Here is a 14,521-nt window from a genome sequence, read left to right on the forward strand (position 1 = left end):
TATCGAGAAAGCAGGAAAGAACAGAGTGGTTAGAGAAGTATGCTCTTGTACCATAAAAAAAGTATGATAAAGGAGGCTGTTTACATGTTTGAGAAAGAGAAGGAAGGGCTTATGGAAGTTCATAATGTATACGAAATTGCTCCATCAGATGGAACAATTATTGGTATGGCAACACCAGAAGAAATGGAAGTTGCTGCTGAACTAGAATTACAGCACTATGCCTATTCTCGTTTATTAGAAGCAAATGTTCAGTTAGACGGTTCCTCCTATAAAGATATACTTCAGGAGCTACAGGAGTATGAAAGAAAGTCAATGAGATTCTGGCGCGCATTACATAAACGTTTAGATGTACCATGGGCATGGGTACTTCGTGTTGATGTTGCAAATGGTCCTATATATGTGAATAATGGGAACTCGTATTATGATGGTGATGAAGACGAGGAAGATTATGCATAGATAAAAGAGGAAAGCAGCGAAGGCTGCTTTCCTTTTTTGTATGTTTATTTAGCTCTGGGATTTTCACTGTTTTTTACGTTATGTATATCATCTTCTTGTAGAGAATGAATTGCATGAATTATGATATCAGGGCGGTCACTTTCGATTCCGTGGCTAGCATTTTGGGCGAGGATGTATCGGCTATTTTGAGAGAGCATAAGTTGCTCTTGAATAAGCTCCTGCCAAACTTCTTCAAGCTTTGTAGCTTCTTCATTAGGCATTCCACCTTGAATCATCTCCCCGATGGAGTAATTCGGGTCCCTCCCGATGATAACAAGTGGAGTTTTTAATGTTACTTCAAGTTGTTTCATTCTTTTTGCGCAATTTTTCCATTCTGAAAGTTCAGAAGTAGTTGCTTTGTATAATAATGGTGAGGTAGAAAAATCCACATATTGTTTTTGTTTACGTGATGACAAGTGACTATATTGATTTACTAATATAGATTGTAGTTCTGCATAAAGTGAGTCTGAATCCATATTAGAATAACTTCTATATTTTTGTAGCCACATATCATCTGAATCCGTTTTATCTGAGACAGGTAAATCAAGATCGTCTAATCGATGTAAGTTCATAGACGTCGAATCAACAAGAATTATAGCATTTAATTGATTAGAATGTAACATTGCAAACTGCTGTGCACATAATCCTCCATAAGAATGACCAACTAAAATAATGGGTTGCCTAATAGCTAATATATGTAATAATTCGTGCAATTCTTTTGTTGCTTGTAGTGTCGTACGTGGTTCGTTACCAAGTTCACTTTTCCCATAACCAGGGCGATGAAATAGAACTACGGTATAATTTGAAGAAAGTTTTTCTGCAATTTGGAACCAATCATAAAAGGAACATCCTATCCCTGTTTGAATTACAACGGTCTGAGAGCCATCTCCCATTATACAAACTTCCATCTTCTTTCCGCGTACTTCTACAAAACGATTCATGGTAATATCCTCCACTAAGATTGAAATATTTTTTGACAAGCAAATACGATACACCAAATGCCTACACCGAATAGTACAGAGGTACTGAGTGAAAAAGAATTCTTTAATCCAATATAAACAATAAACAATAGTAGGGCTGATGCAGGAAATCCGTATAATACTCCTAATGCAAATTGACTTAAGTCTTGCTTACTCCCGCTTTCAACAGAAATCCAAAACAAGCTGAGTAAACTAATAAGTGGAAGGGCAGCTATGAAACCGCCAAGCGTACTATAATGTTTAGCGAATTCAGTTACACCGCCAATAATTAAAGCAGAGACGATTACCTTAACGAGGAAATGCATATCGAGACTCCTTTGCTAGTAATGAAAAAGCCTTTTCAAGTAATTGTTGTTCTTCTTCTGAAAATTGAGCTTCTAATATTTTTAATTTTTCTTCATCTAATAATGTATGTTTTGCTAAAGCTTCTTTACCTTCTGTGGTCAATGCGAGATTAACGACTCGTTCATCTCGTTTATTTCGCTCCTTTATAACGAATCCTTTTTGGATAAGGCGTTTCACATGCTCTGATGCTGTATTATGAGATAAGCCTAATTCAGATGCAACTTTCCCAATTGTAGTCTCCGTTTCTCGAGAAATGATTTGAAGAATCCGAATGGCTTGGTGAGAAAGATTGTCTTTATATTCATACCGTAAGTGATAATAAATGGTTTCCCAATTTTGATTGATGTTCTTCATGATAAAATCCTCCGTTTGTTATTTATATCGTACAATAAGATATATTCTTTTTGTGAGAAGTAAATTCCTTCTATTTCACATGAAAAAATTGAAAAAGTTTATTTTTCTTGAAATTTACGGTACTCTTAGTGTAAAGGCATACAAATAGCGAGAGAGAGGATGATTGAAGTGTATACATTTAAATGGATTAGTCATGAAAAGATGTATTTAGATCAAATACATGTTGAAAAATGTGGTCCTCTTTCAGTTGGTATATATGGTGGGAATCAAGAGAGTGATGCGTATGAAAGAGGAGATGCAGTACTAGCTTGGTGGGACCCGCAATTAGAATTTGAATTTGTTATGATCTTTGATGCTCATCATAAAACGAAAAAGATACATTATATAATAGAAGCAATTTCGGAAAGAAAAGAGAAGTTACAGGAATTGTTCTCATATCCAGTTCACCTCGCGTTTCATCATACACATATGTATTTATTAGCGTTATTTACAGATGAATCGTTTATTGAGAAAAGTGAACAAGAAAATGAAGAACTTGCGTGTTTAATTTGTTTGCGAAAAGGTGAGTTCCTATATTGGTTATCAGTAGGAGAGTGCTTTGCATATTTATTTCATTCAGAACAGTTACAGAATGGAAAAGGAAGATTAAATAAACGTAAATTCTACGAGTATATTGGAAGAAAAAATGTGTTTGCTGCTAATACGCCGTGTTTCACTTCAGGAGTTCGTGGATTAGAGAAGGGAATGAATCATATTGTTTTGGCAACAGACGGTATGTTAGAGTGTGATCAGCAAACGTTTCATGATGATCAGTCCTTACTTGAAGTGCTGCATAGGGGGGATTGTCTTCAGATTGAACCTGCATTAGCAAGCGTGCTTGAATGGAAGGGAAGAGATTGTGCGACCATAATTGGGTGGTCTATTGATACGGAAAATAGAGAATGTACAAATTAATATTTTTGAAAAAGTGAGCTTAGGATAGATACATTCTAAGCTTATTTTATTTTTCTTACATAGATGAGAATCGGCGTGGAATTTATATAATTTAATTCGAACGAGCCTTCGGTGGATTTCTCATATATTGAAGGTTTGCTGTATATGAAAAAATATAATTACCTTTTGAAATTAAGAAAATGATGATAAATGTGAGAGAAAAAATTTTCCTGTACGTTATATAGGGTGTAAAAGCTTTTACAACAAAATAAGGGGAATTGTGAGATGAAATCAAATGAGAAAAATTTTATAAAAAGGTTGCAGCGGCAAAAAGAAGATGCGTTAGAGTTTATTGTCGATATATATTTGCCATTAATAAAGGGCATAACGCATAAAGTTCTTGTTCCGCTTCAAAATGATGGATTGATAGATGAATGTATCAATGATATTTTTCTTTCGATTTGGAATAATGCTGAAAAGTTTCATGGAGATTCAGACGATTTTAAGAAGTGGATTGCAGCGATTGCTAAGTTTAAAGCGATTGATTATTACAGAAAAGCAAATAAGAAAATAGAAATTATTTCAGATGAATTCAATTTAAGCATGGAAAAATCGGTAGAAGATGAATTAATTATTATGGAAGATAGAGAAGAATTGATAAAGCTTATTAATCAATTAGATCCCGTAGACCAAAAGGTGTTCATGATGAAATATCTTCTCGGTTTAAAAACGGAGGAGATAGGAGAAAAATTAGGTTTAACGAGGGCTGCAATAGATAATCGAATTTATCGTGGGAAAAAGAAACTACAACAAAACGCTATGAATATTAGTCTGGGGGGTAGTGTGATATGAAAGATATTTATGAATTATTAAATGATGTTGATATAGATGAAAAAGACTTAGAGGAAATGAAGGTCTATGAATTTGAAAAAGAAAAAGTGAAACGAAATTTAAAACAGGTTATACATAAAAAGAAAAAAACGAGAAACTGGAAAAAGAGTGTCGCTGCTGCATCTGTTTTAGTAGGGTTATCAGTTGCAACGCTTGGAATTGGATTTCCTACTTACGCTGGGGGGCTTCCAATTGTAGGGGATATTTTTCGGTTTTTAGATAATGGTAGAACGGGACTTTATGAAAATTATAAAGAATTTTCTACTGAGTTAAATATGACGAGAGAAAATAATGGGATTAAAATTACGATTAATGATGTGATTTCTGATGGACGAAGTGTATCAATAACGTATTCAATGGAAAGTGAGCAAGATTTAGGGGATGACCCAATTATATTAGGTGGGTTAGAGATAATGGAGGCTGGTGGAGGAACAGGAAGTTCTCAAATTTCTAAAGTTGCAGATAAAAAGTATGTAGGTATGGCGACAACGACACATCATAGCAGTAATAAAAAAGACAAAATAAACCTTAGATGGAATATAGACAAAATAGAAATACCGGATAAAAAGAAAGAAATAAAAGGGAATTGGAATTTTGCTCTTACTGTAAAGGCAATGGATAGTAAAGAAAAAACAATTAGTGGAAGTTCCGAAAAAGAAGGCGTAAAAGTAAATATGGAAAAGGTAGCAGTGTCACCGATATCGTTTATTCTTTATTACAATCAAGAAGTTTCTAAAAATACAAGGAAGGAATGGGATGCTGTAGATGTTGAGTTGGAAGTTAAAGATGATTTAGGTAATCATTATTCTGGAGAAGGAAATGGTGGATCAGGTAAGGATTCCTATAATATTCATTGGAGTGACACATTTCAAAAGCTCAATGAAAATGCAACGAAACTTATTATCACTCCTCGTGTTAACTTACGAATTCATACCCCCGAAAATCATGGCGGGGTAGAAATGAGAGACGGAAAAGAGAAGAAGATTGAAGTACCTAAAAAAGAAGCAAAAAATAAAAAAATCGTTTTAGATGATATTGTGATTGATTTAAAGAAATAACAGAAATAAAAGGGCGTCTTATGAAAATAAGACAGCCCTTTTATTTCTGTTAGGAAGTAATCAGTAAAGCATGTGGATGTTGCGTTTTGTATTCTTCTTTCCAAGGAATGTTTAATTGCTCCCAAGTTTGCCCGCTATCTAAAGACTGAAATACACCATTATTATTTAAAGTATAAAATGTATGGGGTTCGGCAGGATTTGTTGCAAGCATAGAGATGACAGTTCCGATTGCTGAAGGTAGCCCGTGCTGCACTTTTTGGAAAGGAGTGTTTTTTGTTTTTCGATAAATATAAGATTCATAAGGTATACGATGGTGAGCTAGGTCAGCACTTGGTGCAGCAGAGACCAGTATCGTATCACAATCACCAGGATCGATAGCCATACTATATAAATAGTGATGTTCTAAGCCCTCGCTACAAGAAGTCCAATTGTTTCCGCTATTATGACTTTCAAGATATGCACGATCAGGTCCGCCCATAAACCCGTCGCCACATGATGCATACAGACGATTCGGGGCCTGTGGGTGCATAAGTAGTTGATGAGCATCAATAGGAGCGCCGAATTTTTTATCCTCCCAAGTTTGGCCATTATCCTTACTTCGAATGATAGCGCCTGCTTCAATTGATACATGTATTGTATCCTGTTTATTTGGATCGACTGTAATCCAGCGAACATGATGTGTAAAAGGACGAGGTGGAAATGCCCATGTGTATGAAGAAAGTAATGATTTCATGTTCTTACACTCACTCCATGTTGCACCACCATTTTCTGAATAAAACAACGCGCTAGGTTCCGTTCCTACATAAACAATGCCGTAGCCATTAACTTGTTTAATAGGACTAATAGCAATCGAAGTAATAGCAGAATGTAAAATACCATCTTCTTTAGGAAAGTCAAAATAGCGGTAAGAATCTCCAATTGGTCTCCAAGAATCACCTCGGTCATCGCTTACCCATAATCCTCGGCCAAAGGTGCCGCAATAGATACGATTTGGTTGAAATGGATCAACCGCGATACAAGTAGGTTGTATATTTTGTAAGTGATATTGAACTTGAAACTCTTCATTCCTTTTTTCTACAACAAGAAGTTCGCGTTCCATACAAAGAAATAATCGCTTCAATTTTATATCCTCCTTTACATTTCTTACAGTATTAAACAATATGAGAAAGAAAAAGAAATAGTCATATTTTTAGGTTGAGAAAAAGGAAATGATAAGAAGACACAAGGCGTACTAGCAGAAGCGACACGTTTATTGAAGGATAGGTTTTATGTAGGGCATATTACGAGACAAATAGAAATAGAGGATCTATACGTAAAGAACCACTTTGCAAAGTATGAAAGAAAAAAGATGATAAAAAGTGTCATAAACTCATTCTTGCAACATACATATATATAATGTGGCCACAAACAGTTGTAAGGTAAATATCTCATCATATTACTTTACTTCTAAAATATCATCTTTATAATCAAAGTGGTAATTGATAAGGGTTATCATTTTCAGTTATTGTAGAAAGGGGTTTTTAAAAAGATGAGTAGTCAACTCCGTTTTGCTATTGAAATTCGCAGGAGGCAGTTAATTGACCAGTTAATTGGAGCTGGTGTGTTTAAAATTCTTGATCGACAATTATACGAGCTTTCTTTAGAGGAACTAGAAAAAGAGTATAGGGACATTAAAAAATATGCCGAAGTTCGCGCATAGTCATATAGAATAGTAAATGAAGACCCCTTAAGTTGGAAAAAAACAAGGAGGGGTCTTTATTTATTTAGCAGAGATTATTTTTTGTATTTCTTTCATTGGCCGCAACCAATTTTTGGACATGATTTTTTCGATTTGTGCTGCATCTTGGTTTTTTAATGCTTCGATGATTAAATTGTGTTCTTCAATCGATTGACGCGCAGGAATGAAATTTTGGAAAAATAGGTATTCAAGACGTAATACATGAAGTTGGATGTTTGCTAAGAACGGTTCGATGTATGTATTTTTAGCGATTGATACGATTGTATTATGAAATTGGATATCTAAGTGTAATGCCTGTTTCGAATTTTTTTCATCTATGGCATTTATAAATGCTGAGTTTATTTCAGAAAGTCTTATCAGATCAGTCTCTATTATTTGATGCATCGCTTGTTTTCCAACAATCGTATGAAGGCCAGCGATCGTTTCATAAATGACAGATACATCTTCTAATTTTATAGGAGTAATTTTTGTTTTTTGTCCTGGAACCATTTCCACAAGACCCGAAAGTTCTAACACTTGCAATGCTTCTCTAACCGGTGTTCTACTCACACCTAAAGCCTCAGCTAACTCTCCGTCATTAATTTTTTCATTAGGTTGTAAAATACCTTCAATAATCCAATCCTGTAGTTGATTTAAAACGAGTGATTTAGCAGATACTCTTTCTTGCTTTCGATAGTTTTGAGGAATAGGCATGATTAAACATTCCCTTTCATTTTATATTTTGCTTTTTTGTCTCGACAAGTCGTAAATTAGGCTTTCCTTCATCTGGTTTTTGACTTAGTACAAGTACCATTACAATCACGCAAAGAGCACCTAATAATTGAAATGATTGAAACGGAACATGCAAAATGAGAATAGAAGAAATGATAGCTGCAAGAGGTTCTGTACAACCAAATAGTGTCGTCTCTTTCGGTGTAAGGTAGCGGATGCTATCCAAGTATAAGTAGAACGCAATAAGCGTTCCAAAAATAACAACGAATGCAATAAGAAAAAGATTGTTAGGCTGTAAATATTTCATGCCTGATAATAAGATAAACTCGTTTGTAGAAAAAAAGTGTAAGATGGTTACACCAACTCCTCCAATAATCATCCCCCACCCAACAATGACAGATGAAGACCATTTCTCTAATAATTCCTTTGAATAAAGGCTATAGAATGCTAGTGACAGACCAGATAAAATGCCCCAAATGATAGCTGGAGTTGAAACAGCTAAATTATCAATAGATCCATTCGTTAGTAAGAAAAAGGTTCCGATTAAAGAGAGTACGATCGAAATAAAATCGATTTTAGTGGGACGAATATTCCATTTGAAGATAAGGTAAACAGTAATAAATATTGGCGCTAAATATTGTAATAATGTTGCAACGGCAGCATTGCCTTCCTTAATAGATGCAAAATATGTATATTGCACCGCGAGCATACCTAACAATCCAAACAGAATCATTTTGTTTGCATCGGCCTTTTGTTTCCAAATGCCAAGCACTTCTGATTTTTTACTACCAAATGAGGAGAATAAGAGCAAAATACTACCGGATATAAGTAAGCGGATTGTAACCAACCATTCTGTAGAGACATTGTCTTGTTGAAAAAGTTGTTGTGCAGCGGTGCCAGATAATCCCCATAAGCTTGCCCCTGTAATGACCATAATAATGCCTTTCAACCGTCCTGAATCCATAGATAGGTCCTCCTTTCAGAAAGGAAATTTAATTGAAATATTAAATACAATATGTAATATATCATGAGTAATATTAAAAATAAACAGAATTTTTCGATGGTAAAAATAGACAAGCGATAGGTATAATGATATTAAAATAATGTAAAGGAGGGGTTTGATGATTGGTGGATTTATAATTTGTTTCCTTGTAGGCATGTTAATTATCATTTTGGGATACCAGATTCATATAAAAAAGAGATTATGTCTCTTAGCTGGGTACCAGGAAGAGACATTTGTAGGGGATAAAGAAAAGCTTGCAAAAGTATCAGGGATTTTTTCGTACGTAATAGGAAGTACTACAGTTCTGTTGCCATTTGGATTAGAAGCAATTGGCGACGCTGCGGGGATTGGTTATGGGATTTTTGTTGTTATAAGTACAATTGTACTTGTTATATGGAGTAATGTAATAAATAGGCCTAATAACTCTAAAGAATAAACAAAAACAAGATGGTAACCTTTTAAGGAAACTATCTTGTTTTTCTACTTTGTATTATGATACCACGGTAAAAGGTGGGATTGGATCAACAAAATTATCCCACTCCTGTCTCATTTCTTCATCAGTTAATAAGCATGTATCCAAAGAGCGTTCAATTTCATGTTGATTCATTTTAACTCCAATAAAGACAAGTTCTGTTATTCGATCCCCATACTGCTTATCCCAATTTTTTAAGACTTCTGGTTCTTCCGCAATGATTTGCTGCTGCTCGGCCTCAGGTAATGCTGCAATCCATTCACCAGCTCCTTGGATGGTAATGGAAGAGCCAGCTTGAGACAGAAGTCCCATCATATGGTTACGAGATGCGAGCCAGAAAAATCCTTTTGCTCTTACAACATCTAGTGGCCAGTTTTTTAACCAATTCATAAGTCGAACAGGATGAAATGGACGTTTGCGGCGATAAACAAACGAACTAATGCCGTATTCTTCTGTTTCTGGCGTATGGTGATCATTATTTAACTCTTGAATCCAACCAGCTGCTTGGCTAGCTTCATCATAGTTAAATAAATTCGTATTTAAAATTTCATTTAGTGGTACTGCGCTAAATGAAGATTCAATGATTTTTGCACTAGGATTTAACTTTTGTAATAGAAGATGGAGTTCGATAACATCTTCCTTTTCTAGTAAATCCACTTTGTTCAAAAGAATAACATTTGCAAATTCAATCTGATCAATTAGTAGATCGATAACTTCTCGTGTATCTGTTTCATCAATTGCTTGTTTTCGATCTAGTAAACTTTCCCCAGCGGCAAAGTCATCCCAAAATCGATTTGAGTCGACTACAGTAACCATCGTATCGAGACGACACTTGCTCGTTAAATCAATTCCTAGTGCTTCATCTATATACGTAAATGTTTGTGCAACAGGAATAGGTTCACTAATGCCGGAAGATTCAATCACAATGTAGTCAATATCTCCTGCCTCTACAAGACGGTTTACCTCAATGATTAAATCTTCTCGTAGGGTACAACAGATGCAGCCGTTTTGAATTTCTACTAATTTTTCTTCTGTACGAGAAAAGCCTCCTTGTTTCACAAGTGCGGCATCAATATTTACTTCGCTCATATCATTTACAATGACAGCTACTTTTAAGCCCTCTCTATTTGTCAAAATATGATTCAATAATGTTGTTTTTCCAGAACCTAAAAAACCACTTAAAACGGTAATGGGCACTTTTTTCATTGTATATACCTCCTGTTAAATCGTAATCATTACGTTTTATAATAAATGACTTTAGAAAGAAATGCAACAATAAATCATAATGATTACGATTTATGAATAGGAATGAAGTATGAAAAATGAAAAATGTTTGGGATTGTCATAGAAAAAGAGGACAAGCATACGATTAAATATGAATAAAACGGAGGCGAGGAAGTTGGTTTTTAATAGAATATCAAAAGAGTTAATTGGTACGCTTCTCATTGCAATCTTTCTTTTTTTATTATTTTTTGTAGATTTTACAAATCTAGCAAACTTGCACAAAAGTATTCCAAAAGAATGGCTAAATGTGAATGCAATTTTTTTAAGTATTTTCTTTGAAGCAGTACCATTTATTTTATTAGGTGTTATTGTTTCATCGGTTATTCAAGTATTCGTAACAGAGGAGATGATTCAAAAAATATTGCCGAGGTCAACAATTGTTGCAATGATTCCAGCAGCTTTGGTTGGTGTCATTTTTCCAATGTGTGAGTGCGTCATCATTCCTGTAGTAAGAAGGCTAATTCAGAAAGGGTTACCCTCCCATGTAGGAATGGTGATTTTAGTAAGTGCCCCAATTTTAAATCCAATTGTGTTTTTATCAACGTATTATGCATTTCGAACGAATCCAAATGTTGTATATGCTCGTTTTGGGTTAGCGTTATTTGTTGCATTATTGATAGGCTTAGTTGTGTATTATGTATACCGTAATAAAAGTATTTTAAAAGAACAAAAAGTGATTACTCATGATGAGAAGAAAAAAAGTTGGCGAGATGTAATAAGTCATGGAGTGGATGAATTTTTTGATACAGGCAGGTACTTATTAATTGGTGCGTTCTTAGCAAGTTTATTTCAAACATTTTTAGATCGTAACTTGCTTGTAGAAATTGCAAATAGCGAGGTAATTTCACCTTTTGTCACGATGGCTTTTGGCTATGTACTATCGCTTTGTTCAGAAGCAGATGCATTTATCGCAGCTTCATTTGGTCATATATTTTCAGTAAAAGCACTCGTTGCTTTCCTAGTATTTGGGCCGATGTTAGATTTGAAAAATACATTGATGTTATTTGCTTACTTTCAAAAAAGATTTGTTTTCTTCTTTATTGGAATTGTCACGATTACTGTATATATCGTTGTTCAGTTTGCAATGAGTTAGGAGATGACGATAATGAAAAAGCAAAGTAAACAAGAATTTCATACATATATTCGGGGGATTATTTTACTTGGATTTGCAATGCTTCTATTTAAACTATTGGTAACAGGGAATATTGATTATTTTGTTGCACCAAAAATGATAAAGTTTATCTATTTTGCGTTTTTTCTTTCGCTAATTTTAGGCTGCTTACAAGTATGGAATGGGAATGAGGAGAAAAAAAGAGGATGTAACTGCTGTAAAAATCATACAGTGCCAAAGTCAAAAATTGGAATTTGTATGCTATACGCAATTTTTTTAATTCCGATTGTGAGTGCATTTTTATTTTCTAATGTGACACTTGATGGTAGCGTAGCAGCAAAACGTGGCATGAATCAAAGTGCAGGAGCGAAGCAACAATCCAAAAGTTCCGATTGGAGGGAACTATTAGTGGATCAAGAAGAAGAACCTATTCAAAACCTTCCTACGCAAAAGCAGTCACAAAAAGAATTAGAAAAAAACATACTGAAGCAAAATACAATCCAAGTAGACAATCAAAATTATATTCAAACGATGGATGTAATCGGTCAAGATGTGCTTGGATTTAAAGGGAAAAAGATAACTTTTACGGGTTTTGTTTATCATGATAAAGAAGTAAAGGAAGATAAAGTAGTAGTCGCTCGCTATGGAATTACATGTTGTGTTGCAGATGCCGCTGTGTGGGGAATGATTGTTTCTGGAAATGAAATAAACACTCTTCCAGAAGAAACGTGGGTGAAAGTTACAGGGATATTAGATGAAACGACGTATAAAGGGGTACTGTTTCCACTTGTAAAAGTTAGTAAAGTAGAAAAAATGGAAAAGCCAAAAGATCCATATGTGTATGATGCTTTGCCGCAATGATGAAGTGAAGTAGCTAATCATATTATTTGGAGACGATGTTTTTAGAAGATACTTTTGAAAGTTATAAGTTGAATTTGAAATAGGAGAAATATATTAAATTATGACATTGTCCTTTTAGGAGTTGGTATATTATTGATATACTTTATACCTTTTCTCATATTAAGCCTGTATAATCTTAAAAATAAAGATCTCGTACATGAAGCAAAGAAAATCCTTCTTCACTCTAATGAGAAAAGAAGGATTTTTTGTTATTTATACAATGGATTGTCGACTTTTACATAAAAATAGGAGTGAGCTTCCCCCATCATTCGCATTAGCGTCAGGGCTTTATAGTCTACCTTTTCTGCAAAGAAGATATCATAATCAGTTGTTGCGTTTTTTGTATAGCGTGAGTCTTGTTGTAAATCTAAAAAGATATTTTTTGTGACTCGTTTTACAATATTCCAAAGCAATTGTTCGTCTATGTTATAGAAACGGCTTACATGAATAAATAACTCTCCAAAGTGATTTTGCATAACGGAGTAAAATACCTTGTTTCGTACGCTCTTTTCATCATCAACTAAAATGCGTGATTTGTGATGGAAGTTTGTACTGTCAATCCCTTCCTGTTGTAAACGACCACGGTGAACACGAATGCCTTCCCAATCACGAACAAGAAGTCGGTCTGGTGTGCCATCTTTTTTAAAGACAGGTACTGTATTTTGCAAGTGGCCTTCTAAGCCGATTCCGTACTTCACCATAAGTGGAATAAATCCAGTTAAAGCGTTATCTACATATTTTTCAATAAATGAAACGATTGCATCATGTAATGGTAGACAATTCTTTACTTTATATAGTTCGATAAGTTCAACAATAAGTGGTTGATTCGCTCCGTGTGCAGATGCAACAAGAGCAGAGCCGACAATAGCCCATTCATCTTTATTTATATAGGGGTACACATTATCACGAATGACACATGCAAGATTTTCACTTCTCAAAGTTTGCAAATCTATATTAGAGTCATTTGCACTGAGAAAATGTGCGCCAGCACATTCCATAATCGGAATAAATCTTCTTTCATCGATACTTGTATCTTCTTTTATAATTTTTTGTAATACATTACTCATCAGTGGACCGTTATGAATCGTTTGTTCTGATAAGGTTCGCACTTCTCCTGTTAAATGAACATTCGTTGTTAACTTATAATGAGGTTTTCTTGTATCATACTGTGCTGGGAAGATGGTACGAAATGACATACCAGCTACATAAGGCGCCTCATAATCAAAAATAATAATTTTTTTCTGTTCAATTTCTGTTTTGTATAACTCTTGCAATGTATGCATCGTTTGCCAAGGATGGATAGGTAATAGAAGATAATCATCTATTCTATCATCTAGCCTAATCTCTGCCTCGGCTTTCAGTACAGGTTCTAAAGAAAAGATGATAGGATTCCAATCTTGTGATTTCATAAACGCAGTACTTACTTCTTTGTTATGAACGGCTACAAATCGAAGTGGAATCGTATTTTTAAACTCTGCTGAATACGCAATTGTTTCTTCAGGGTTTAAGCCTTTTCGCATTTTTGCTCCAGGATGACAGGGGTGTCCTTCAATAACAAGTTGTTCAAAAAAAGCATAATGATTATCTGTTTGTGCAGCTGCTTCTAATGTTGATACCTCAGTAGACTGTTCATGAAATGTATAGGCAAGCGATAAATTAGCAGCACTATTAGCTAAATCCTCTTCGAACATATGAAAATAAGAAGACTGTCCTTTCCAACCTTCTTGAAAAATTAAAGCTAACACTTCATTTGGATGTGTAATTTCTTTTTGCTCAGATGGTGATATGAGCATGTATGGCCCGTTTACAATTGGACGTTCGAAAGCATACATTTGTTGAACTGGTACGAGTAAGTAGCAGTCTTGTTTCTTAAAATATAAAGCTTGTATTATGGAATATTTTTCAAAACTCTTCTGGTGTGTATGTATATAATCTAGTAAATAATCTGGACAACGGTACGCTGAAATAGAAACAAACGTCTTAGCTGACTTTTGAAATGTCACCACAGTATCCATTAGATTGCTTATATTTTCTCGGATGACAGAAGATAGTAGTCGTTCTAATATACCGTTCCGACCTTTATATAAATTTTGCTTATATATTTCATGTAGCGGTGGATGGTTTTGCTGTAAAAAAGAAAATAATGTTTGTTCTTCTACCTCAAATGAATGAATGCTGTGTAAGTGCATAGAAACCACCTTTCTCAATTTTAGCTCTTTACAAAAAAGAGAGAATATTTTATATTG

At 34.6% G+C, this 14,521-nt stretch carries 16 protein-coding genes; 8 read left to right on the forward strand and 8 right to left on the reverse strand.

Features of this window, described 5'->3' with window-relative positions; genetic code table 11:
- The first annotated feature begins 63 nt into the window (after positions 1–63).
- A complete protein-coding gene (locus tag QRY57_RS09960) occupies positions 64–456 on the forward strand; it encodes a hypothetical protein (protein WP_026591753.1) in 393 nt (130 codons plus the stop codon).
- 44 nt (positions 457–500) lie between these two features.
- Here the strand turns inward: QRY57_RS09960 and QRY57_RS09965 are convergent, their stop codons facing one another.
- From QRY57_RS09965 to QRY57_RS09975, 3 genes are read right to left on the reverse strand one after another with little or no spacing between them, the layout of a single operon-like run.
- Positions 501–1,436 (reverse strand): alpha/beta fold hydrolase, encoded by a 936-nt coding sequence (locus tag QRY57_RS09965; RefSeq protein ID WP_286017311.1) that lies wholly within the window; start codon positions 1,434–1,436, stop codon positions 501–503.
- A gap of 14 nt (positions 1,437–1,450) precedes the next feature.
- Entirely contained in the window at positions 1,451–1,780 is a 330-nt protein-coding gene (locus tag QRY57_RS09970) for a DUF3147 family protein (protein ID WP_286017312.1), read from the reverse strand.
- Complete coding sequence (locus QRY57_RS09975) at positions 1,764–2,174, reverse strand: MarR family winged helix-turn-helix transcriptional regulator (RefSeq protein ID WP_208016899.1); 411 nt, start codon at positions 2,172–2,174, stop codon at positions 1,764–1,766. The genes QRY57_RS09970 and QRY57_RS09975 overlap by 17 nt, the downstream gene beginning before the upstream one ends.
- 159 nt (positions 2,175–2,333) lie before the next feature.
- On the opposite strand from QRY57_RS09975, the gene QRY57_RS09980 reads away from it, so the two are divergent.
- From QRY57_RS09980 to QRY57_RS09990, 3 genes are all read left to right on the forward strand, one after another.
- Positions 2,334–3,128, forward strand: coding sequence for a PP2C family serine/threonine-protein phosphatase (locus QRY57_RS09980; protein WP_090692287.1), 795 nt, complete (start codon positions 2,334–2,336; stop codon positions 3,126–3,128).
- A gap of 264 nt (positions 3,129–3,392) precedes the next feature.
- Positions 3,393–3,959 carry a sigma-70 family RNA polymerase sigma factor gene (locus QRY57_RS09985; RefSeq protein ID WP_208016901.1) on the forward strand — a complete coding sequence of 189 codons (567 nt, stop codon included), beginning with the start codon at positions 3,393–3,395 and terminating at the stop codon, positions 3,957–3,959.
- Positions 3,956–5,056, forward strand: coding sequence for a DUF4179 domain-containing protein (locus QRY57_RS09990; protein ID WP_286017313.1), 1,101 nt, complete (start codon positions 3,956–3,958; stop codon positions 5,054–5,056). The genes QRY57_RS09985 and QRY57_RS09990 overlap by 4 nt, the downstream gene beginning before the upstream one ends.
- 49 nt (positions 5,057–5,105) lie before the next feature.
- Here the strand turns inward: QRY57_RS09990 and QRY57_RS09995 are convergent, their stop codons facing one another.
- A complete protein-coding gene (locus QRY57_RS09995) occupies positions 5,106–6,176 on the reverse strand; it encodes a WD40/YVTN/BNR-like repeat-containing protein (RefSeq protein ID WP_286017314.1) in 1,071 nt (356 codons plus the stop codon).
- 408 nt (positions 6,177–6,584) lie between these two features.
- Between QRY57_RS09995 and fbpA the strand changes: the two genes are divergently transcribed.
- Positions 6,585–6,755 carry a Fur-regulated basic protein FbpA gene (gene fbpA, locus QRY57_RS10000; RefSeq protein ID WP_026591745.1) on the forward strand — a complete coding sequence of 57 codons (171 nt, stop codon included), beginning with the start codon at positions 6,585–6,587 and terminating at the stop codon, positions 6,753–6,755.
- Between the two features lie 60 nt (positions 6,756–6,815).
- Here the strand turns inward: fbpA and QRY57_RS10005 are convergent, their stop codons facing one another.
- Positions 6,816–7,487, reverse strand: coding sequence for a GntR family transcriptional regulator (locus tag QRY57_RS10005; RefSeq protein ID WP_286017315.1), 672 nt, complete (start codon positions 7,485–7,487; stop codon positions 6,816–6,818).
- Positions 7,488–7,503: 16 nt separating this feature from the next.
- Complete coding sequence (locus QRY57_RS10010; protein WP_286017316.1) at positions 7,504–8,469, reverse strand: DMT family transporter; 966 nt, start codon at positions 8,467–8,469, stop codon at positions 7,504–7,506.
- A gap of 157 nt (positions 8,470–8,626) precedes the next feature.
- Between QRY57_RS10010 and QRY57_RS10015 the strand changes: the two genes are divergently transcribed.
- The gene (locus QRY57_RS10015) at positions 8,627–8,944 is read left to right on the forward strand and encodes a DUF3784 domain-containing protein (RefSeq protein WP_286017317.1); all 318 of its coding nucleotides are present in this window, start codon (positions 8,627–8,629) and stop codon (positions 8,942–8,944) included.
- 54 nt (positions 8,945–8,998) lie between these two features.
- Here the strand turns inward: QRY57_RS10015 and QRY57_RS10020 are convergent, their stop codons facing one another.
- Complete coding sequence (locus QRY57_RS10020; RefSeq protein ID WP_286017318.1) at positions 8,999–10,186, reverse strand: GTP-binding protein; 1,188 nt, start codon at positions 10,184–10,186, stop codon at positions 8,999–9,001.
- Between the two features lie 193 nt (positions 10,187–10,379).
- Here QRY57_RS10020 and QRY57_RS10025 point away from each other — a divergent pair, with 193 nt between their 5' ends.
- Complete coding sequence (locus QRY57_RS10025) at positions 10,380–11,357, forward strand: permease (protein ID WP_286017319.1); 978 nt, start codon at positions 10,380–10,382, stop codon at positions 11,355–11,357.
- 12 nt (positions 11,358–11,369) lie between these two features.
- Positions 11,370–12,236 carry a TIGR03943 family putative permease subunit gene (locus QRY57_RS10030; protein WP_286017320.1) on the forward strand — a complete coding sequence of 289 codons (867 nt, stop codon included), beginning with the start codon at positions 11,370–11,372 and terminating at the stop codon, positions 12,234–12,236.
- 248 nt (positions 12,237–12,484) lie between these two features.
- On the opposite strand, the gene QRY57_RS10035 is transcribed toward QRY57_RS10030, so the two are convergent.
- Positions 12,485–14,464, reverse strand: coding sequence for an IucA/IucC family protein (locus QRY57_RS10035; protein WP_286017321.1), 1,980 nt, complete (start codon positions 14,462–14,464; stop codon positions 12,485–12,487).
- Positions 14,465–14,521 lie beyond the last annotated feature (57 nt).

Origin of the sequence: Bacillus arachidis, from assembly GCF_030285945.1 — a bacterium.
Lineage (GTDB): Bacteria > Bacillota > Bacilli > Bacillales > Bacillaceae_G > Bacillus_A > Bacillus_A arachidis.